Raw genomic sequence first — 22976 nt, 5'->3', positions numbered from 1 at the left:
AATATGCCAATGATGGATAAAAATTTTGAGTATTGTCATAAAATTATGAAGAAATATTCAAAAAGTTTTTCGTATGCCTTTGATTTACTGCCTAAAGCACAGCGTCAAGCTGTATGGGCGATATATGCTGTATGCCGTAAAATAGATGACAGCATTGATGTTTACGGGGATATTCAGTTTTTAAATCAAATAAAAGATGATATCAAAAGTATTGAAGTGAAGCCACAAGGACATCATTATTTTCAGAGTGATCGACGTATGATGTTAGCTTTGCAAGCTGTAGCACAACGTTATCCAATCAATTATCAGTCTTTTTATAACTTGATAGACACAGTATACGCTGATCAAAACTTTACACAATTTAAGACGGATGATGCATTATTAGAATATTGTTATGGGGTTGCAGGAACGGTAGGAGAAGTGTTGACACCCATTTTGAGTCATAATCCAACTGAACATACGTATGATATTGCGAGACAATTAGGTGAAGCATTACAGTTAATCAATATTTTAAGGGATGTTGGAGAAGACTTTGAAAATGGGCGCATATATTTTAGTGAGCAACGCTTAAAGCAATATAGTGTGGATATAGAGCGTCAATTTAATGATGGTGTTAATGCAAATTATATTCATTTATGGGAAGCTTATGCACGTTTAGCACAAAATGATTATCAAGACGTAATGAAAAATATAGATGTCTTTAGTAAAGAAGCACAACCTATTATAGAGTTAGCAGCTAGACTTTATCGACAAATACTTGAAGAAGTTCGATTGCAACATTATACATTACATGAACGCGTCTATGTGGATAAAAGTAAGAAGGCACAGTTATATCAACAAGTGAATCGTAAATATAAAAAGTAATAGGTGGTTAAATAATGAATATTGCAGTAATTGGAGCAGGCGTAACAGGTTTAGCGGCGGCAGCACGTTTGGCAGCACAAGGTAACAAAGTAACCATTTTCGAAAAGAATGGTCATGTTGGTGGTCGTATGAATCAATTGAAGAAAGATGGCTTTACTTTTGATATGGGGCCAACGATTGTCATGATGCCAGAAGTATACAAAGCAGTCTTTGAAGATTGTGGTAAAAAAGCTGAAGATTATATTGATATACAACAGTTACGTTATATATATGATGTCTATTTTGATCGAGATGACCGTGTCACAGTACCTACAGACCTAGCAGAATTACAGCACATGCTTGAAAGTATTGAACCGGGATCAACACACGGGTTTATGTCATTTTTAACGGATGTGTATCAAAGATATGAAATTGCGCGTAAGTATTTTCTTGAAAAGACCTATCGTAAACCTAGCGACTTTTATAATATGACGTCACTCATTCAAGGTGCCAAACTAAAAACATTGAATCATGCAGATCAGTTAATTGAACAATATATTGATAATGAAAAGATTCAAAAGTTATTAGCATTTCAAACATTATATATTGGTATAGATCCTAAGCGTGGACCATCATTATATTCTATTATTCCAATGATTGAGATGATGTTTGGTGTCCATTTTATTAAAGGTGGCATGTATGGCATGGCTAAGGGACTTGCTAAACTTAATAAAGATCTCGGTGTTGATATTGAATTAAATGCGAATATTGAACAAATCATCATAGATCCTAAATTTAAACGGGCTGATGGCATCAAAGTAAATGGTGACATTAAACATTTCGATAAGGTGTTATGTACTGCTGATTTTCCTTATGTCGCTGAACATCTAATGCCTAATGATGCACCGATTAAAAAATATCCACCTCAAAAAATTGAACGTTTAGATTATTCATGTTCTGCTTTTCTAATGTATATAGGTATTGATATCGATATAACCAATGATGTCTTACTACATAATGTCATTTTCTCTGAGGATTTCCGTAATAATATTGAAGAGATTTTTGGAGGTCGTTTGTCACAAGACCCATCTATTTATGTCTATGTACCAGCTGTAGCAGATCCATCATTAGCACCTCAAGGTCAAACAGGGTTATATATATTAATGCCCACACCAGAACTGAAAACGGGTACTATAGATTGGAATAATGAAGAACTTATTAAGCAAGTAAAAGATATTATCTATCATAAAGTAGCAACGATTAAAGCTTTAGAGAATATTACTGAACATGTTATTTCAGAAACCATATTTACACCTAATGACTTTGTAACAACATATCATGCTAAATTTGGTGCGGCTTTTGGTTTGATGCCAACATTAGCACAGAGTAATTATTATCGACCAGCCAATGTATCTAGAGACTATAAAGATTTATATTTTGCGGGAGCTAGTACCCATCCAGGTGCTGGTGTTCCCATTGTATTAACAAGTGCTAAAATAACAGTCGATGAAATGGTTAAAGATATTAATAGTGGTATTTAGTTTTAAGTATAAGCGTTATGGTAATGACATAAATGAGATCTTAGTACGAACGTGCAGAGAATAATATTGAATAACATTGCTTGCAATCCCTATTGTCGATATGACGCTAGGGATTGTTGTCTGTTAGAGGTGTATTAAGGTAATAAATAATTCGAGTCACATTTTGATGTTAGAATATTGTGAATATTGACAATATTACTAGGGATACATACAATAATAATTAATTTACTGAAGAGAAAGCTAAATAAATAGATTGATTTGATTTAATTTATCATTAATCGTAATGATGCAATATCAAAGGAGGGGACTTATGATGATTTCTAAGAAACTTGCCGATATCCCGGAAAGTTATTTTGGTAAAACGATGGGACGTCAAATTGAACATGGGCCACTACCATTAATTAATATGGCTGTTGGTATACCAGATGGTCAAACACCACAAGGTATTATTGACCATTTTACACAAGCGTTACAACTTCCTGAAAACCAAAAATATGGAGCGTTCCATGGAAAAGAGAGTTTCAAACAAGCGATAGTAGACTTTTATCAACGTCAATATAATGTAACTTTAGATAAAGACGATGAAGTTTGCATTTTATATGGTACAAAAAATGGGTTAGTAGCTTTACCAACATGTATTGTTAATCCAGGAGACTATGTCATGTTACCAGATCCTGGATATACAGATTACTTAGCGGGGGTCTTATTAGCAGGTGCCAAGCCTATACCTTTAAATTTAGAACCACCACATTATTTACCTGACTGGTCGACAGTGAATAGAGAGACGTTACTAAAGACCAAATTAATTTATTTAACATATCCGAATAATCCAACCGGGTCTACAGCCACACAGCATGTGTTTGATGAAGCAATTAATAATATTTATGGTACCAACACTAAAATTGTTCATGACTTTGCATACGGTGCCTTTGGTTTCGATGCTAAAAATCCAAGTATCTTAGCATCAAAGCATGGTAAAGATGTGGCGATTGAAATCTATTCATTATCTAAAGGATATAATATGTCAGGTTTTCGAGTAGGCTTTGCAGTAGGGAATAAGGACATAATTCAAGCATTGAAAAAATATCAGACACATACGAATGCAGGGATGTTTGGCGCACTCCAAGATGCAGCAACTTATGCTTTAAATCATTATGATGACTTTTTAATACAACAAAGTGAAGCATTTAGACAACGCAGGAATTATTTTGAAGCTCAATTAGCACAAGCTGGACTACCATATGTGCATTCTAAAGGTGGCATTTATTCGTGGTTGCAAACACCACCTGGCTTTGATAGTGAGCGTTTCGAACAATTTTTAGTAACAGAGAAATCCATTTTAGTTGCACCAGGAATACCTTTTGGGAACAATGGTAAACACTATGTCAGAATTTCATTAGCTTTAGATGAAGAACAACTATCAGAAGCAGCACAACGATTAAGCGACATTGCATATTTATACCAGAAATAGCAATTTAAGGGGATGAAGAGAATGACAAAAATTAAAATTATGAGTGTACGTGATGAAGACAGACAATATATTGATAAATGGGCAAAGGAACATCACGTAGTAGTTGAGTTAACTACAGAACCTTTGACCGAAGATAATATAGATACAGTGGCAGGTTTTGATGGTTTATCACTGTCTCAGCAGCTACCATTAACTGAAAACATGTACAGCAAACTACAACAATTTGGAATCAAACAAATTGCACAACGTAGTGCGGGATTTGATACCTATGATCTTGATTTAGCAAACAAATATCAGTTAATCGTATCTAATGTACCTTCATATTCACCAAGCTCAATTGCTGAATTTGCAGTAACTCAAGCAATTAATATGGTGAGAAATTTTAATGATATTCAACAAAAAGTAATAGCGCATGACTTTAGATGGGAACCATCTATTCTATCTCAATCGATTAAAGATTTAAAAGTAGCAGTGATTGGTACAGGAAGAATTGGTAGTGTGGTAGCTAGAATATTTGCTGAAGGATATCAAAGTGAAGTCGTTGCTTACGATCCATTCCCCAATGAACATGTTGCACAATTTGTTGATTATAAAGCATCTTTAGAGGAAGCTGTTAGAGAAGCGGATATTGTGACTTTGCATGTTCCAGCAACAAAATATAATTATTATTTATTCGATGACCATATCTTTGCGCAGTTTAAAAAAGGGGCAATATTTGTTAATTGCGCACGTGGTTCGTTAGTTAATACTGAAGCATTACTATCATCATTAGATGAAGGCATAATTAAAGGTGCAGCATTAGACACTTATGAATTCGAACGTGGTTTGTTCCCTAGTGATCAGCGTAACCACGCATTAAACGATGATTTATTGCAAACATTAATTGATAGACAAGACATTATTTTGACACCACATATTGCATTTTATACTGAAGCAGCTGTGGAAAATTTAATTGTTGATGCGTTAGATGCAACACTTGATGTATTGAACACTGGTGATACTGCATTACGAGTCAATTAAATAAAGGCATTTCATGTATTCCGTTCATTATTATTAAATGATTGGGTACATGAAATGCCTTTATTTTTTAATGAATAGCAATTTGATTAACATTGATGATTAAACAACGTCATAACCTTGATCTTCAATTGCATCTTTCATTTGTGTTGTTGATACTTGACTATCATCATATTGAACTTCAACATTACCTTGTTCTAGGTTAACTTGTGCTGAATCCACACCGTTAAGCTCAGTTAAAGCTGATTCAACAGCGCTTTTACAATGAGCACAACTCATACCTTCTACTTTTAAAATATCTTGAGCCATTTTTTTCACCTCCTAGTTTATAATGTGTTTATTACAAGAGCTATTCAAGTAATGAGTCTCAGACAACAAGTCTTCTATAGTTAATATGTTGGGCATAGGGACCCAACAGAGAAAAATTTAACAAGGATTACAGTTGACACTATTAGTGCAACTGCATAGGGACCCAACAAAGAGAATTTCATCAAGAAATTCTACGGACAATGCAAGTTGGGCAAGAACCAGTAAAGATTGTAAATCTAACTAGTTCTAAATGTGCAAGACGGGCATCTACGAAATAAATTTTATGTAAAATTTATTTCTGTCCCACTCCCTATCCTACTCCCATTACATTATCTTAGCTTTGTTTTCTTCAATCTTAACGCATTAGTGATCACACTGACAGAGCTAAGTGCCATTGCTGCACCTGCAACCCAAGGTGCAAGTAAGCCCATCGCTGCAATTGGGATACCAGCGATGTTATATCCGAAGGCCCAAAATAAGTTTTGACGTATATTTCTAATAGTTGCTTTACTGATATTAATAGCTCTTGGTATAAGGAGTAAGTCTCCACCTAATATGGTAATATCAGCTGCTTCTATCGCAACTTCAGTACCTGTACCTATGGCGATACCAATATCTGCTTTAACTAAAGCTGGAGCATCATTGACACCATCACCTACCATTGCAACATGTTTACCTTGTTGTTGCAATTTAGCGACCTGTTCAGATTTTTGTTCAGGTAAAATATCAGCAATAACTGTATCGATACCTACTTGTTTTGCAATTGCATTAGCAGTATTGCTATTGTCGCCTGTTAACATTGCTACTTCAATACCCATATGATGCAATTGGGTAATGGCTTCTTTAGCATTGGCTTTGACAGTATCAGCAACAGCAATAATACTATTAAATTGATGATTGATGGCAATTAACATTGCAGTTTTACCATCTTTCTCAAATGTTAATAGGTCACTAGTTGCCTGTTCAGGTAAAGTGATGTCATATTTAGACATTAATTTGCGGTTACCTATTAAGATATGCTGACTGTCAATGGTTGCTTCTATACCATGACCAGGAATCGCATTAAATGATGATGTTTCAATTAAAGGTAGTGACTGACCTTTAGCGTAGTTAACGATTGCGTCGGCTAAAGGGTGCTCTGAATCTTTTTCAGCACTTGCTAGTAATTTTAGTGCATCATCATCACCTGTAAAGTTAGTTACAATAGGCTGTCCATTGGTAATTGTACCAGTTTTATCTAAGACAATTGTATCAATTTGATGTGCACGTTCTACAAATTCGCCACCTTTGAAAAGGATACCATTTTCAGCAGCACGTCCTGTACCAACCATAATAGAAGTAGGTGTTGCTAATCCTAGTGCGCAAGGGCAAGCAATAACTAAGACAGAAATACCTGCAACTAAAGCGGGTTCAAAATCACCAGGTCTTACAAGTGTAATCCAAATAATGAACGTCAGTAGGGCAATACCTACAACAATGGGTACAAAGTAACCGGAAATAATATCAGCTAAACGCTGAATGGGCGCTTTAGAACTTTGGGCTTGTTCTACTACTTTGATGATGTTAGATAAGGCAGTATCTTCTCCAACTTTAGTAGCTAACATGGTAATAGTACCATTTTTATTCATAGTGGCTCCGATGACACTATCACCAATATTTTTTTCTACAGGGATAGATTCGCCAGTCAACATCGATTCATCAATGGAGGTCATACCTTTAGTAATTGTGCCATCAACAGGGATTTTCTCTCCAGGTTTGACGATGAGTGTATCATGAACGTTTACTTCATTTAATGGTATCATGATTTCTTGATCATCTCTTATAACACGAGCTTCTTTAGCTTGTAAACTTAATAATTCGCCAAGCGCGTTCGTCGTTTGTGTTTTGGCACGAGCTTCTAAATATTTACCAAATAAAATTAAAGTGATTAACACTGCACTCGTTTCAAAATATAGATGAGGGTCTGTTGTTGTGCCACTTAACCAGCGTACCATTTCATAAATACTATAGAAATAAGCAGCGCTTGTACCAACAGCGACAAGGACATCCATATTGGCAGCACCATTGCTCAAGTTTTTATAGGCACCAACATAAAATTGCCAACCGATAATGAATTGTACCGGGGTTGCAAGGACAAATTGAAACCACGGATTCATAAACAGTGTTGGAATAGACATATTAAATAAATGTACAAACATTAACATGAGTAATGGTAAAGATAGTAGTGTAGAAATAATTAGTTTAAATAATTTATGTTTAAGTTCACGTTCTTTTCGTGATTCTTGATGTTGATTATCTGCTTTCACACTGGCATTATAACCGAGCTTTTGAATACGCTGAATAATAGCATCTGTATTAGTTTCTTCGGGATAAAAATTAACGTTAGCTTGTTCTGTTGTTAAATTTACCGTTGCATCTTTAACACCACTTGTTTTGTTTAAGACCTTTTCGATACGGTTAGAGCAAGCAGCACACGTCATTCCTGTTATATCTAACTCGACAGTATCTGTAGCTACACCATAACCTAATTTATCAATTTTATTAATAAAATCTTTAACTTGATATTGTGTAGTGTCATAATCAATCGTTGCTTTTTCAGTAGTTAAATTAACTTGTGCATCGACACCGTCCATTTTATTTAGTACCTTTTCGATACGATTGGAGCAAGCGGCACACGTCATACCAGTGATACCTAATGTTATTTTATTATGATTAGCCAACATTAAAGCCTCCGTTCCTTATTGTTCACATGTCTAATATACCCCTTATAGGTATACAATTCAAGATTATCAACACATTAACAACAAAAAACAGGTTCTCTACCAAATTGGACTGATGCATAATTATTTTTTAAGCCTCGCGTTCCTAGGGTGCTGTCTCAGCCTGTAGTCTTCGACTAGCACTGCTCCCTCAGGAGTCTCGGCTTCAAAATAATTTATATTTTAAACTATAAAATTTTTATTTATCAGTCCTAAAAAACAAAGAACCAAAAAAACAGAGCTTGTAACCTAATCATGCTACAAACTCTGTATTAATCTATGATAAAAGAAGTCTTGAGTATTATTAAAGGATGTATGAATAAACGTTAAGGCATAAAATGACTTCTGGATTTGCTTTTCTAAGGTGACTTAAAAGAAATCAGATGGGTTGAATTTCGAGTCATGTAAATCTTTAAAGTTATTGAATTGGTTGACTGTATTCGAGATATTACTGTCACTCAAATGCTGATCTAACTCGTTAATAACATCGTAATCTTGGATTGTTTTTGCTAATCCTAAAATAATTAAGATAGCTACGGCACCTCTTGCTAACATTTTCATCGCTATCAAACTCCTTTATTTTTCTCTTGTATATATTGTAACGGTTTGCCATTGATAAAACATGCGTCCAGAGTATTGAAAATAAATACAACTTAAGTACGATAAATACTAATTTTATGTATAGTAAGTTGAAAGGTATATGATGATTTGTTTAACTAAATAATAGAAATTACACTTATAGACAGTAAGTAATTGATACAATAAAGTAAAGCGTCTAAGTGAGTTGTTATAACAATGAAATAAAGATTGCTATTGAAGGATTTTAAATTATAGAAATGAGGAACTGGGATGTCAGAGAAAGAAAAAATGTTAGCCCATCAGTGGTATGATGCCAACTTTGATCAAGAATTAATAGCAGACAGACAGCGAGCAAAAGAACTCTGTTTTGACTTGAACCATACACGACCAAGTAATAATGAACAAAGAAAACAATTGATTGATGAGTTGTTCCAAAGTAAAACTAACAATGTAGATATTGCGATACCATTTGATACTGATTATGGTTGGAATGTCACTTTAGGTAAAAATGTATTTGTGAATACGAATTGTTATTTTATGGATGGTGGCAGTATTACAATTGGTGATAATGTATTTATTGGGCCGAATTGTGGGTTTTATACTGCGACACACCCATTAGATTTTAAAAGACGTAATGAAGGATTAGAGTTAGCAGAGCCAATCGTCATTGGTAGTAATACGTGGTTTGGTGGACACGTTGCAGTTATGCCAGGTGTAACCATAGGACAAGGTAGTGTGATTGGAGCAAGTAGCGTTGTAACTAAAGATATCCCACCAAATAGTCTAGCAGTAGGAAATCCATGTAGAGTTATAAAGCAAATTGATAATGAAGCATAATTTAAAATAAGGAGTGAGACAGAAATGAAATTGATATTGCAATCTCACTCCGGCAAGACTGACTAGGTTCTTAAAATGTTGATTTATCAACATTTTGAAAACCAGACAGTTACTGCCAAATGCTTAATTTTGACAGTACAATGCTTTCTGTCGCACTTCTTATTTGTTCAATGTTAAATAACTGTATTAAGCTTTAATCTATTTGTTTATTTAGATAACTTTTGTAAACATCTTCGTACTTAATTTTCCCTATACTACCTACTACAAATTTGCCGAATTTAAATAAATTAAGAATATAACTAAGACATATTGATAAGACTAATGTAATGATAGTATTAAAAATAATATTTTTGATAGGATGTTGACTTAACAATCCAATACGATGTACAAAAAAGAAATGAACTAAATAAATACAAAAAGAATAATTGCTTATAAAAATAATGAATTTTGGAACATATTTAAAATAAGATGATAATAAGAAAAACATGAGTATAACCATAGTTACGTAAAAAGGCATATCGTAACGTTTGGATTCAACCCAATCTGAAATATGTAAGAGATAATTTGTGAATAAAAATAAAATAGATAATAATAAGCCAATAATGATGTGCCAAGTATAATTTTTAATTTTATTCATGAATGCCTCATAGTATATACCAATATAAAATCCTAATAAGAAATAACTTAACCAACCAACAAATATCATCCAACCTTCTCTTCCCCAAATTGCTGCTAAAATAGGATTACTTGGTACAGGAATAAAAGTTCTAATCGCCCAATATAATGAAGTAATAATAATAGAATAAGTAATGATCTTAATCGGATGTAAGCCATATAAATATTTAGCGAATAACCAATGTAAAATATAAAATTGAAAAATAATGATGATGAAATAAGTTACTGCACCACCGTGAAACATTGTTTGAAAGACATATTCTAAATATTGTGTAAAACTATTAGGTCTGTGATAAAAGAAAGATAACGCTAAATTAATAATGACATAAGGTATACCTAAATATAGTAATCTACTTTTGAAAAAACCTTCTTTAATTTTCGATCCATAATTTTTAGCTAGTAAAAACTCAGAAATAAAGACAAACAATGGTGTACTAAACATCAGTGTTAATTCAAAAAGCCTTATAGGTACACCAAAATTAACGTGATGCATTTTACTAAATGTTGTAGTTATAGAATGGATGATGACAATACTTAAACAAGCAATGGCACGCATCCAAAATATAACACCCGTATAAACTTTCAAATAACCACCCTCCCTTAATAACTGTATTTATATTGTAGACTATTTACATTTATTTTTCATTGATTGTTTAAAAGTATATTGTATAAATTATTTTAAAATTATGAAAATAAGTGTAAATTAACATAAAGAACATTTGCATAGCTTATGAATCATAAAAGATAGAAACTTTTAATAATGAAAGCGATTGCAAAAACTACCTTAAACATAGTAGAATGTTATTAAATGATGATTCATCATTAAAGCAAAGGGTTAATCCACTTTCATAATTTACAGGGGGTAAGTGTACATGGTAGTAGAATTCAAGAATGAACCTGGTTACGATTTTTCAGTTCAAGACAACGTAGATATGTTTAAAGAAGAATTGAAAAAAGTTAAAGGCCAACTAGGTCAAGATATTCCGTTGGTAATTAATGGAGAGAAGATCTTCAAAGAAGACAAAATTGATTCAATCAATCCTGCAAATACATCTCAACTTATTGCTAAAGCATCAAAAGCTACAACAAGCGACGTTGAAGATGCTTTTAAAGCTGCTAAGGAAGCATATAAGTCATGGAAGACTTGGTCAGCAAATGATCGTGCAGAATTAATGCTACGTATTGCGGCTATTATCCGTCATCGTAAAGCTGAAATTGCTGCAGTGATGGTTTATGAAGCAGGCAAGCCTTGGGATGAGGCAGTAGGTGATGCAGCTGAAGGTATTGATTTTATTGAATATTATGCGCGTTCAATGATGGATTTAGCACATGGTAAGAAAGTGAATGACCGTGAAGGCGAACACAATCAATATTTCTACAAGCCTATTGGAACAGGTGTAACAATTCCGCCATGGAATTTCCCATTCGCAATTATGGCTGGTACTACATTAGCGCCAGTAGTTGCTGGTAATACAGTATTATTGAAGCCTGCTGAAGATACACCATATACAGCTTACAAATTAATGGAAATTTTAGAAGAAGCAGGATTACCTAAAGGTGTCGTTAACTTTGTCCCAGGTGATCCAAAAGAGATTGGTGACTATTTAGTTGACCATATCGATACTCACTTTGTAACATTCACCGGTTCACGCGCAACTGGTACAAGAATCTATGAACGTAGTGCTGTTGTGCATGAAGGACAGGACTTCTTAAAACGTGTTATCGCCGAAATGGGTGGTAAAGATGCGATTGTTGTTGATGAAAATGTAGATACAGACTTAGCAGCAGAAGCTATTGTAACATCAGCATTTGGTTTCTCTGGTCAAAAATGTTCAGCATGTTCACGTGCAATTGTACACAAAGATGTTTATGATGAAATTTTAGAAAAATCTGTCAAACTAACTAAAGAATTAACATTAGGTAATACCGAAGATAACACTTATATGGGTCCAGTTATCAATAAAAAGCAATTTGATAAAATTAAAAATTATATTGAAATTGGTAAAGAAGAAGGTAAATTAGAACAAGGTGGCGGAACTGATGATTCAACTGGCTACTTTGTAGAACCAACAATTTTCTCTGACTTGAAATCAAAAGATAGAATTATGCAAGAAGAAATCTTCGGTCCAGTAGTTGGTTTTGTTAAAGTAAATGACTTTGATGAAGCAATTGAAGTGGCGAATGATACAGATTATGGTTTGACGGGTGCAGTGATTACTAATAATCGTGAACACTGGATTAAAGCAGTCAATGAATATGATGTTGGTAACTTATACTTAAATAGAGGTTGTACATCAGCTGTAGTAGGTTATCATCCATTCGGTGGCTTTAAAATGTCAGGCACAGATGCTAAAACAGGTAGTCCAGATTACCTATTACATTTCTTAGAACAGAAAGTTGTATCAGAAATGTTTTAATAATATAGAAAATTAAAAGCAATGAAAGTGTTGATTGAATCAAGGCTTTCATTGCTTTTTTAATGATATTAATCTTCTATTTTTTAGGACTGATAAATAAAAAATGAATAATATAAAACGAAAATTAATTTAAAGACGAGACTCCTGGGGTGCGATGCTTGAAAATTTAATTATGTATCAGTCTGATTTGTTAGAGAACCTATTAGTCTTCTATTTTTAAAGTGATAGATTTATTAAAAATCAAATCAATATCTTGTGGTGACATTGTAATATCTTCATTTTTAATCCATGCCATAAAGCCATCTAATAAGCCACCATAAATGTAATAAATTAAATTGTCTGGAATAGTATCATCCACTTTAATACGAGAGATGTTATTTTTGATGTCTTTTTTCATCACATTAATACAGACATTTTTCAGAGCTTTATTAAATTCAGCATCTTCTTCTTGTAAATTAGCAATTTTTTGTAGTTCTTCTTTATTACTAATATTGTCATTCATAGTTTGGAATGGATGGTGCAGACGTTGTTTAATGTCAGCAGCAAAGAAACCTTTTGCCAATTCATTAAACAAGTACTCGAGTAAGTCATATTTATCATAAAAATGCTTATAAAATGTTGTGCGATGCACAAGTGCATTATCACAAATTTGATTGACTGTAATAGATTGAAATAAGCGTTGTTCTAACAGTTGATATAAACTCGAGGATAAAGCTTTTCTAGTTTTAATAACTCTTAAATCATTTTCTTTCATCTACGTTTCTCCTAATATGTAGTTTAAAATACACAATAGATTATTTATTTCTTTTAAAAAGAAGGTAAAGATATTATAATCGCACAATAATCTACACTATACAGTTAAACTATAGCGTTGAAATCAAAAGGAGGCAATACCTTGGCGAAATTTTTATATAAAATGGGAACATTTATTGCGAAACATAAATGGGCATCATTGATTGCATGGGTAATTATTCTAGCTGCAATTTTTATACCTATGTCAATGAATGCACCAAAATTCGATAATGATATAAAAATGACAGGATTAAAGTCATTAGATACAAACGATAAAATTGAAAAATATTTTAATCAAGATAGTGAAAAGGCACAAATACGTGTCGTCTTTAAGAGTCACAATGATAATGGGATTGTCAAACCAAGTATCACGAAAGATATTAAACAAACACTTAAAGACATTAAAAAGGATGATAAACATGTAGATGTTATTTCAGATCCTTATGATAATAAACAAATCAGTAAAGATAAATCTACAGCATTTGCCGATATTACATATGATGTTAGCCAAACGTCATTAAAAGATAAATCTCGTGATAATGTTAAAGATCATTTGAAAGATTTGAGAGAAGATCATAATGTACAAACTGAATTAACTGGTACAGGTATGACATCTTCAGAAATTGGGGGCAACTCTGAATTAGTAGGTATCATAGTTGCCTTTGTAGTATTACTAATTACATTTGGTTCAGTAATTGCAGCGGGATTACCAATCGTCAGTGCATTGATTGGTTTAGCATCTGGTGTCGGCATTATTAGTTTACTAACGTATGCCTTTGATATTCCTAATGTAACTTTGACACTATCTGTCATGATAGGATTGGCAGTAGGTATTGACTATGCCTTGTTTATATTATTTAGATATCGACAAGTTATGAAAACAGAAAGTGATTATATTAAAGGTATAGGACTAGCAGTAGGTACAGCAGGTAGTGCAGTTATCTTTGCTGGTGTCACAGTGGTCATCGCTGTATGTGGTCTGTCATTAGTTGGCATTGACTTCTTGGCTGTTATGGGATTCGCTTCAGCTATTAGTGTTATCTTCGCTGTCTTTAGTGCGTTGACGTTATTACCAGCATTAGTGAGTATTTTCCATAAACGTATTAAAGTCAAGACTATGAAATCAGAATTTAAAAATGATCATGATACACCGTGGTCTAAATTCGTAGTCGGCAACTCCTTAGCAGCAGTATTATTAGGTCTCATTATTTTAGTAGCAGCGGCCATTCCAATCACCCATATGAGATTAGGTATTCCAGATGATGGTGTGAAACCAGCTGATTCCACTCAGAAAAAAGCCTATGATATTATCTCTGATAAATTTGGCGAAGGATTTAATGGTCAAATCCCAATGCTAATAAATGTTAAAGATAAAAAAGATGATCCAGCTGAATTACAAAAAGATTTACAATCACTTTATAAAGATATAGATAAAAAGAAACATGTTGATATGGTTACACCACCGCAAATGAGTAAAAATAAAGATTACGCATTGATGGTTGTTATACCTGAAAAAGGTCCAAATGCAGAAAGTACAAATGACTTAGTTCATAAACTAAGAGATTATAATAAAGATGCACAAGATAAATATGGATTTAAAACAGAAATTTCTGGTCAAAGTGTTATCAACATTGATATGTCACAGAAATTAAATGAAGCCATTCCATTATTTGCAGGTGTTATTGTTGTATTAGCATTCTTCTTATTAATGATTGTATTCCGATCTATTTTAATTCCATTAAAAGCAGTACTAGGTTTTGTGTTGTCATTAATGGCAACTTTAGGATTTACAACGTTAGTTATGCAAGATGGTTTTATGAAAGGATTGTTCGGTGTTGATACGACAGGTCCAATGTTGGCCTTCTTACCAGTTATTACAATAGGGATACTCTTTGGCTTAGCAATGGATTATGAAGTATTCTTAATGTCTAGAATTCATGAAGAATATAGTAAGACGAAAGACAATGATTATTCTATTAAAGTAGGCTTGAAAGAAAGTGGCGGAGTTATTATTGCAGCTGCTTTAATCATGTTCAGTGTATTCTTCGCTTTCGTCTTCCAAGATGATGTCATGATTAAATCTATGGGTATGGCATTAGCATTTGGTGTGTTATTTGATGCCTTTATTGTAAGATTAATGGTGATTCCGGCATTAACTAAATTGTTTGGTAGAGGTTCATGGTACTTACCAGGATGGTTAAGTAGAATTATTCCTCATATTGATATTGAAGGGCATGCTTTAGAAAGTTATAAAACTAAATCGACTTCGAATACTTTCAAGTCACCAACAACATCATCACATCGTACAGAACACTATGATAAAACATTTAGTATTCATCATAGTCAGCAACAGCACAGTAACAATGAACAAAAAACTATGACACAAGCAACAAATAATATCAGACTAAATGATGAAACAATGCAATTATATCAACAAGTTAAACAACAATCAGTCAATCCTAATTTCCTATATGATGCTTTGATAGATTATCAAACTAAACATCAATTAAGCACGCATCAACAACAAACAACAGTTGAACAACTCAATAACAATATTGAGCGTTTAAATGAACTGTTAGAACAAAACTTAAAAAATAAATAATAGCGTATCAATGCTGTCGACGAAGTCAATCTTTGTCGGCAGTATTTTTTTATAACAAAAATTCTGCCTATAAAGTCACAAATTAGTCATTAAATGTAACTATATAATTAAAATATAGTATTGCAAAACATTATTTATAAAGATAATATTTAAATAAATGATAATGATAATTATTACTAATAGGAAGTGTGTAGTATTATGTTAAGTATTAAAACAGGGGAAAAGAATAAACAATATCACATTAAACATATAGATATAGATAATATTAATATGCGTTATCGCTTAAGTGCATTTGGTTTAACAGATGGCTCAACAATAAAAATTAAGCAAAAATGTCTGTTTAAAGGACCATGTATTATTGAAACAAATGGGCAACAAGTGAGTATTAGACAATGTGATGCTTGTCGTATAGCTCTTGAAGAGTAGGTGTTTGGGTATGAATAATTATTGTATATTGGGAAACCCAAATGTAGGTAAGACATCTTTGTTTAATGCACTGACTGGTTCATACGAGTATGTTGGTAACTGGAGCGGTGTAACAGTAGAAAAAAGGTAGGGAAATTAAAGAATGATTTAGGAAATTTAATAGACTTACCAGGAACATATGATTTATCACCCATTTCAAAAGATGAGACAGTTGTGACAGATTATTTATTGAATAATGATTTTACTGGCATGATTAATATCATCGATGCTAGTCAAATTAAAAGAAATATGCAATTAACAGTACAATTATTAGAATTAAATGAACCACTATACATAGGATTGAATATGATTGATGTTGCTACAAAAAGAGGCATCCATTTCGATTATCAAAAATTGATGAGAAAATTAAAAACACCAGTTTTCCCGGTAGTAGCACGTACAGGTAAAGGAACAGATAACTTACTATTTGAAATTAAGCATATGAATGAAGAGCAACATAAAAGCTTTAAGATTAATTACGGCGATACGATTGAAGCAGCAATTAATCAAATATGTCGCTTAGTAACAGCACATACTACTCATCCAGAACATCGTGCGAGATTTATAGCGATTCAATTTTTATTAGATAATCCACAAATTGAACAAGAATTAAATGAGCAAGTGTTACAAGATATGTTGACTATTCGCGAACAGTTAAGACAAACTTTATCAAATACTACTGTACGTCGTGAAATGGAACGCATTCGTAATATTTTTATTGAGCAATTGTTATGCGATGTTGTTGAATATCCAGATGTAGAGAAACAATATTTCACTTCAAAAGTAGATAAAATTTTAACGCATAAATATTTGGGTATGCCTATATTTTTAGGTATTATGTGGCTAATATTCCAAACAACGTTTACTTGGATTGGTACACCATTGTCAGACCGCATGGACGATTTCTTTAGTGGTCAGTTTACTGATTGGGTTAAAGCAGCGATGCATTTTTTAGGTGTTATGCCATTTTTACAAGATTTAATTACTGACGGTATTATTGCTGGTGTAGGTTCAGTCTTAGTATTTGTACCACAAATTGTAGTGTTGTTCTTCTTTATTTCACTGTTGGAGGATTCGGGTTATATGGCTCGTATTGCTGTGTTAATGGACCGTATTATGGAATCTTTCGGTCTAAGCGGTAAATCATTTATACCAATGATTATTGGTTTTGGTTGTAACGTACCTAGTGTGATGGCTGCACGTAGTATTGAAAATGAAAAAGAACGTTTAACTACAATATTGATTGCACCATTCATGTCTTGCTCAGCTAGATTACCTGTTTACGCATTATTTGTAGGTGTATTTTTCAAACAATATAAATCGCTTGTAGTACTAAGTTTGTATGTGTTAGGAATTTTAGTGGCATTTATCATTAGTACTATTTTGACAAAAACTGTACTCAAAAATGAAAATTCGATATTTATTGTTGAACTACCAACGTATAGAGTGCCTTCGTTTAAAACGTTATGGAGAAGTACGTGGGAGAAAGCAAAAGGTTTCGTGCGTAAGGCAGGGACATTTATTTTTGGTGGATCGGTAGTTATATGGTTCTTAAGTTATATTGGACCGCATGGTATTAATGTACCTATTAATCAAAGTTTTATGCACATTGTAGGTAGTTTCTTTGGAATGTTAGTCACACCACTTGGATTTGGTAGTTGGCAAGCTGGAGCAACACTAATACCAGGATTCTTGGCTAAAGAAGTGATTATAAGCTCTATGGCAATCATTTATTCATCAAGTGATAATGGTTTAGTTCATGTCATTCAAAATCAATTTACACCATTGTCAGCATATGCATTTATGATTTTTATTCTGTTATATATACCATGTATTTCAACTGTAGCTGCAATAAGAAATGAAACATATTCATGGAAATGGACTGCATTAGCAGTGATTTATCCATTATCTACGGCTTATATTTTAACATTTATCTTTTATCAAATTGGTCATTTATTTATATAGGAAGTGATAAACGTGTCAATTATTGTCAATGCATTAATATTTATTGCGATTTTTGGTTATGCCATTTACACGATTGTTAAATTTTTTAAACGTTCTAAACAAGGGAAATGTGGTTCATGTGATACGGGAAGTAGTTGTTGTGAATCACAGGAAATGTCAAAAGAATTATCGAAAAAATTAGGACATCACCAATAAGTGAAAAAAGGGTTAGACTGCTTACACAGTCTAACCCTTTACTATTAAAGTTTATTCACCTTTAACAACGATATCATTGTCTACTAATTCGATATTCACATGTTTAACATCTGTATGATCTAAATAGTAATCAGTAATTTTATCTCGAACTTGTTGTTCGACAACACGACGTAAAGGACGTGCACCTAATTCTTCATCATAGCCTTCTTCAATTAACCAATTTTTAGCATCGTCTGAAACTGTCATCGTAATACCTTTTTTATCAAGAGTGACCTGAACATCATCTAATAATAAATTGACGATATCTTGCAATGCTTTTTTGTCTAAATGCAAGAATTCTACTATGCCATTGAAACGGTTAAGGAACTCAGGACGGAAGAATTTTTTCAAATCTTCCATGATTTCTTTCTCTTCACTGTCATTACCGTTACCAAATCCAGCATTAGATGTACATATAATAATTGTATTTTTGAAGTTAATGACATTACCTTGTCCATCAGTTAAATTACCATCATCCATAACTTGTAATAACAATGTTAAAATTTGTGGATTTGCTTTTTCAATTTCATCAAATAATATAACTGAATAAGGATTACGACGAACTTTTTCAGTTAATGTGTTGGAATTATCATCGTAACCAACATAACCAGCAGTTGTACCAATCATTTTAGATACTGCTGTTGTATCACTATATTCACTCATATCTAAACGGATTAATGCTTCTTTATTACCAAATAAATCGATAGCCAGTTGTTTTGCTAATTCAGTTTTACCAACACCAGTAGGACCTACAAATAAGAAACTACCAATAGGACGGTGACCATCGTCAAAGCCAGCACGATTACGGCGTATAGCTCTAGAAACCATATCTACTGCTTTATCCTGCCCGATAATTTTACTTTTTAGTCTATTATTAATATTTTTTAAACGCTCAATGTCATTGTCATCCATTTGAGAAACTGGAATACCAGTTAAGCGCTCGATAGTGTCTGAAATATCTTGAACAGTAGCAACTGCTGTATGTTCACCGTTACTGTTATCCAATTTATCTTGCAGTTCTTTGATTTGTTTTTGAATATTATCTGCTTCTTTATATTCTTCAGCGCTAACAGCTTTACGTTTATCATTTTCTAATTCTGTAATGCGTTTTTCAGTTTCTACTTTATCAACCGCAGGACTTTGCGCTGATAAATGAGCTGCTGTAATGTCTAGTACATCAATAGCTTTGTCTGGTAATAAACGTTGTGGAATATATTGAATAGATAAATCTACACATGCTTTCAATACATCATCTGGAAGTTTAACTTGATGGTGCTGTTCGAATTTCTCACGAATACCTTTAAGTATTTCGACAGTATCTTCAGCACTTGGTTCATTGACAAGCACTTCATTGAAACGACGTGTTAAGGCAGCATCTTTTAGAATATTGTTACGATATTCATCTTGAGTAGTTGCACCGATAATAGAAATTTCACCACGACTTAATGCTGGTTTCAAAATGTCTGATAATCCTTTGCTTCCTGAATCGCCACCAGTAGAACCAGAACCAATGATTTGATGAATTTCATCGAAGAATAAGACAACATTTTCAGCTGATTTAACAGCATCAACTAATTTCTGAATGTTTTCTTCAAAGGCACCACGGTATTGTGTTCCTGCTTCTAAAGATGAAATATCTACTGAAATAATATCTTTATCTTTAATTGCTGCTGGGACATTACCTGCAACAATAGCTTGGGCTAAACCTTCAACTACAGCTGTTTTACCCACACCAGCTTCACCAACTAGAATAGGATTGTTTTTTGTTCTTCTACTTAGAACTTCAGCTGTCTCTTGAATTTCTTTATTACGTCCGATAACCGGATCTAATAAGCCATCACGAGCTTCTTGTGTAAGATTGCGACCGATTTGATCTAAATAACTGCCATCTGCTGATTGACCTTGTTGTCCAGTAGCTTGTTGGAAAGCTTGTGCACTTTGCTCAGCAGAATGATTACCACTTTGTTGTGATAATTGAGCAAGTTCTTCAGGTGAAACTTCTTTTCCGTTGATATAGTATTTCTTATTGCCACTATTACTTGAACCTTGCATGTCTTGCATCATTCTTCGTAAAATTGAGTCAAAATCACTATTGAAAAAACCGTTATTCATATACTCACCTCATTATATATTTGAACTGCTAATTGCTTGGAAATAAAATAATTCTATATAAAATATAAACTATTACTATATTAAAATTCCACTTTTTAAAATTTATAAACATACAATTATCTGTTTTTTGTGAAAATTTTGTGTTAATTTAATATGTAATATTAAATATTTTGAATAGGAGAAAAAATTATGGCATTATCTATTGTTTATCAAGATCAACATCAACATTTTAACCATGTGTATCATATTTCTGATGTGCCCAATGATGCCAAAATGGTGTGGTATGATTTTAACCAACCAACAAGTGAAGAAAAAGATTTATTGAAATCGAAATTTAATTTAGCAGATCATCGTATTGAAGAGTCCATTTATACGGTATCAAGACCTAAAGTAGCGATTAATCATACCAATATGCAAAAGTATTTAGTTTTGCATTCAATTAACTCTGAAGATTTTAGTGCAGAACCGATGAGTATTACAGTTCAAGAACATCAGTTAATCACAATACATCAAAATGACATCCAAGCGTTAAATGAAATTACTGCAGAAACATTGAAGACGACTAATGTTGAATCAATTGATTATATTGCTATTAGAATTATTGATAAAGTGACTGCAAATTACTTCAAATATATCGATGATGTAGAAGATACTGTTTTTTCTTTTGAAAATAAAAATGTTGATTCTACAAATAATCGTAGTTTGATGAAAGATGTTTTTAACATTCGCTCGTCCATTATTAAATTAAAACGTGTGCTTTTTCCAATGGAAGAACTGTTAGACGATTTTATAGAAGAAGGTGTGTATAATAATGAGCTTCAAGATAATCAATTAATGAAGCATATTCATAGTAGATTACAAAGACAATGTGACACATTAGATGCATGCGAGCATATGACAGATGATATTAGAGACAATAATGAATCATATCGTTCCAGTCGTATTAATAAAGTAATGAATGTCTTAACCATACTGTCCTCTATTTTCTTTCCTTTATCGTTATTAACAGGTTGGTATGGTATGAACTTTTCATATATGCCTGAATTACAATGGCATTATAGCTACTTTGTTTTTACAGCATTCTCATTGGTTATTGCGGTCGTATTAATTATTATTTTTAAACGCAAGCAATGGTTTTAAATATAGCTAACAAAAAAGTTGTAACTTCACTATAGTTAGACGGAAGGATGTCTAACGGTAGGTGTTACAACTTTTTTATGGTTATTTAGGATCTTTTTCTAACTTTTGAATTCTAGCTTCTTCTAGTTCTTCTTTATAACGCTTTTTATAGTAATGTGCTAATTTCATATCATGAATAAACGATATAACTGGTCTCATTGTCATTTGTATACTACCAATAACGAAGAGTACCGTACCTGTAAATACTGTCGTATCTTTAAAAAATAAGAAACTACCTATTAAGAAGATGATACCTAAGACAATATCGTTAACTTGGTATAACGCTTTGTAAAAGTTGGTGATTTGATTAGCGTGATAGTCTGTTTTTTCAGCAAAATTATTACGGTTAAAATGTAAATCAACATCGTTTTTATGTTTCATGGTTGTGTCCTCCTCATAACTTTATATATGTCTCAGTTTATGTTTTCTAATCTAAACAATTCGTAGTATGATAATGAAAAAAGGGGGTAACATTTTGGAATATAAATATTATTATGATTCACCAGTTGGCATGTTGGAACTTGTTAGTGATGGCCAGTCGTTAACAGCTATTTTATTTAGCAATCAACAAACTGAAACTACCACACGTCAAGAAAATGAACAGCTTCCTATTTTCAAACAAACAACAGCTTGGTTAGACCAATATTTTCAAGGGCATAAACCTGATGTTATCGTACCATTAAATCCGCAAGGTAGCGAGTTTCAACAACATGTTTGGTCTGAATTACAAGCTATTCCATATGGAGAATTAACAACATATGGTGATATTGCTAAAAAAGTTGGTTCATTGTTAAATAAGCCTAAAATGTCTGCTCAAGCAGTAGGTGGCGCAGTAGGAAGTAATCCATTATCTATCATTGTACCGTGTCATAGAGTAGTAGGTAAGAATGGTAGCCTAACTGGCTTTGGTGGCACAATCAAAAACAAAATTAAGTTATTAGAGATTGAAGATGTTGATATGACACATTTATATATTCCAAAATTTAGTACGAAACCCTAAAGATAATGTTACAGCAACAAACTTTTTTAACAGTGATGTCATCATTTTATCGTGGCAAGACTGACATGTTTGTCAAAAATCAATTGATGACTATTTTATAATAGGAATCGTTGCCATAAGATGTCTGTAATGAAATGTACAATGTTGATTATCTGGGACGTGATATATAATTAACTTGA

At 32.8% G+C, this 22976-nt stretch carries 18 protein-coding genes and 1 pseudogene; 12 read left to right on the top strand and 7 right to left on the bottom strand.

Annotated elements, in window-relative coordinates:
* Positions 1-3: 3 nt before the first annotated feature.
* The 4 genes from J3R86_RS11375 (at position 4) to J3R86_RS11360 (ending at position 4875) form a co-directional block, all read left to right on the top strand.
* Positions 4-864, top strand: coding sequence for a phytoene/squalene synthase family protein (locus tag J3R86_RS11375; protein ID WP_207517392.1), 861 nt, complete (start codon positions 4-6; stop codon positions 862-864).
* Positions 865-878: 14 nt separating this feature from the next.
* Complete coding sequence (locus J3R86_RS11370) at positions 879-2384, top strand: phytoene desaturase family protein (protein ID WP_207517391.1); 1506 nt, start codon at positions 879-881, stop codon at positions 2382-2384.
* A 313-nt stretch (positions 2385-2697) separates the two neighbouring features.
* A complete protein-coding gene (locus tag J3R86_RS11365) occupies positions 2698-3855 on the top strand; it encodes an aminotransferase class I/II-fold pyridoxal phosphate-dependent enzyme (protein WP_207518557.1) in 1158 nt (385 codons plus the stop codon).
* A gap of 21 nt (positions 3856-3876) precedes the next feature.
* Positions 3877-4875, top strand: coding sequence for a D-lactate dehydrogenase (locus J3R86_RS11360; RefSeq protein WP_207517390.1), 999 nt, complete (start codon positions 3877-3879; stop codon positions 4873-4875).
* Between the two features lie 99 nt (positions 4876-4974).
* On the opposite strand, the gene copZ is transcribed toward J3R86_RS11360, so the two are convergent.
* From copZ to J3R86_RS11345, 3 genes are all read right to left on the bottom strand, one after another.
* Positions 4975-5181: a copper chaperone CopZ gene (gene copZ, locus J3R86_RS11355; RefSeq protein WP_207517389.1), complete on the bottom strand. Its 207-nt coding sequence runs from the start codon at positions 5179-5181 to the stop codon at positions 4975-4977.
* Positions 5182-5510: 329 nt separating this feature from the next.
* On the bottom strand, positions 5511-7901 hold the full coding sequence (locus J3R86_RS11350; protein WP_207517388.1) for a heavy metal translocating P-type ATPase: 2391 nt from the start codon (positions 7899-7901) through the stop codon (positions 5511-5513).
* A 408-nt stretch (positions 7902-8309) separates the two neighbouring features.
* Positions 8310-8501: a hypothetical protein gene (locus J3R86_RS11345; protein WP_002464173.1), complete on the bottom strand. Its 192-nt coding sequence runs from the start codon at positions 8499-8501 to the stop codon at positions 8310-8312.
* A gap of 288 nt (positions 8502-8789) precedes the next feature.
* Here J3R86_RS11345 and J3R86_RS11340 point away from each other — a divergent pair, with 288 nt between their 5' ends.
* Entirely contained in the window at positions 8790-9356 is a 567-nt protein-coding gene (locus J3R86_RS11340) for a sugar O-acetyltransferase (protein ID WP_207517387.1), read from the top strand.
* A gap of 193 nt (positions 9357-9549) precedes the next feature.
* On the opposite strand, the gene J3R86_RS11335 is transcribed toward J3R86_RS11340, so the two are convergent.
* Positions 9550-10617: an acyltransferase family protein gene (locus tag J3R86_RS11335; RefSeq protein WP_207517386.1), complete on the bottom strand. Its 1068-nt coding sequence runs from the start codon at positions 10615-10617 to the stop codon at positions 9550-9552.
* A gap of 286 nt (positions 10618-10903) precedes the next feature.
* On the opposite strand from J3R86_RS11335, the gene pruA reads away from it, so the two are divergent.
* Positions 10904-12448: an L-glutamate gamma-semialdehyde dehydrogenase gene (pruA, locus tag J3R86_RS11330; RefSeq protein ID WP_207517385.1), complete on the top strand. Its 1545-nt coding sequence runs from the start codon at positions 10904-10906 to the stop codon at positions 12446-12448.
* Positions 12449-12650: 202 nt separating this feature from the next.
* On the opposite strand, the gene J3R86_RS11325 is transcribed toward pruA, so the two are convergent.
* The gene (locus J3R86_RS11325; RefSeq protein WP_207517384.1) at positions 12651-13202 is read right to left on the bottom strand and encodes a TetR/AcrR family transcriptional regulator; all 552 of its coding nucleotides are present in this window, start codon (positions 13200-13202) and stop codon (positions 12651-12653) included.
* Between the two features lie 141 nt (positions 13203-13343).
* Between J3R86_RS11325 and farE the strand changes: the two genes are divergently transcribed.
* The 4 genes and pseudogenes from farE to J3R86_RS11305 all read left to right on the top strand — a co-directional run bounded on the left by farE (position 13344) and on the right by J3R86_RS11305 (position 18467).
* Positions 13344-15842, top strand: a complete 2499-nt coding sequence (farE, locus tag J3R86_RS11320) for an MMPL family transporter (RefSeq protein WP_207517383.1) — start codon at positions 13344-13346, stop codon at positions 15840-15842.
* A gap of 198 nt (positions 15843-16040) precedes the next feature.
* Positions 16041-16268, top strand: a complete 228-nt coding sequence (locus J3R86_RS11315) for a FeoA family protein (protein ID WP_207517382.1) — start codon at positions 16041-16043, stop codon at positions 16266-16268.
* A gap of 10 nt (positions 16269-16278) precedes the next feature.
* Positions 16279-18272, top strand: a pseudogene (gene feoB / locus J3R86_RS11310) (ferrous iron transport protein B).
* Positions 18273-18284: 12 nt separating this feature from the next.
* Positions 18285-18467, top strand: a complete 183-nt coding sequence (locus tag J3R86_RS11305) for a FeoB-associated Cys-rich membrane protein (protein ID WP_207517381.1) — start codon at positions 18285-18287, stop codon at positions 18465-18467.
* A 51-nt stretch (positions 18468-18518) separates the two neighbouring features.
* Here J3R86_RS11305 and J3R86_RS11300 read toward each other — a convergent pair whose 3' ends face one another.
* On the bottom strand, positions 18519-20618 hold the full coding sequence (locus J3R86_RS11300; RefSeq protein WP_207517380.1) for an AAA family ATPase: 2100 nt from the start codon (positions 20616-20618) through the stop codon (positions 18519-18521).
* Between the two features lie 189 nt (positions 20619-20807).
* On the opposite strand from J3R86_RS11300, the gene J3R86_RS11295 reads away from it, so the two are divergent.
* Positions 20808-21758: a CorA metal ion transporter family protein gene (locus tag J3R86_RS11295; RefSeq protein WP_207517379.1), complete on the top strand. Its 951-nt coding sequence runs from the start codon at positions 20808-20810 to the stop codon at positions 21756-21758.
* Positions 21759-21839: 81 nt separating this feature from the next.
* Here the strand turns inward: J3R86_RS11295 and J3R86_RS11290 are convergent, their stop codons facing one another.
* A complete protein-coding gene (locus J3R86_RS11290) occupies positions 21840-22178 on the bottom strand; it encodes a YrhK family protein (protein WP_002461894.1) in 339 nt (112 codons plus the stop codon).
* A 94-nt stretch (positions 22179-22272) separates the two neighbouring features.
* Between J3R86_RS11290 and J3R86_RS11285 the strand changes: the two genes are divergently transcribed.
* Positions 22273-22797, top strand: a complete 525-nt coding sequence (locus J3R86_RS11285) for a methylated-DNA--[protein]-cysteine S-methyltransferase (RefSeq protein WP_207517378.1) — start codon at positions 22273-22275, stop codon at positions 22795-22797.
* The last annotated feature ends 179 nt before the right edge of the window (positions 22798-22976 follow it).

Source organism: Staphylococcus simiae (genome assembly GCF_017357005.1).
GTDB classification, from domain to species: Bacteria; Bacillota; Bacilli; order Staphylococcales; family Staphylococcaceae; genus Staphylococcus; species Staphylococcus simiae_A.
The sequence above is the reverse complement of the archived record's forward strand: the minus strand, read 5'-3'. Positions and strand labels throughout refer to the sequence as shown.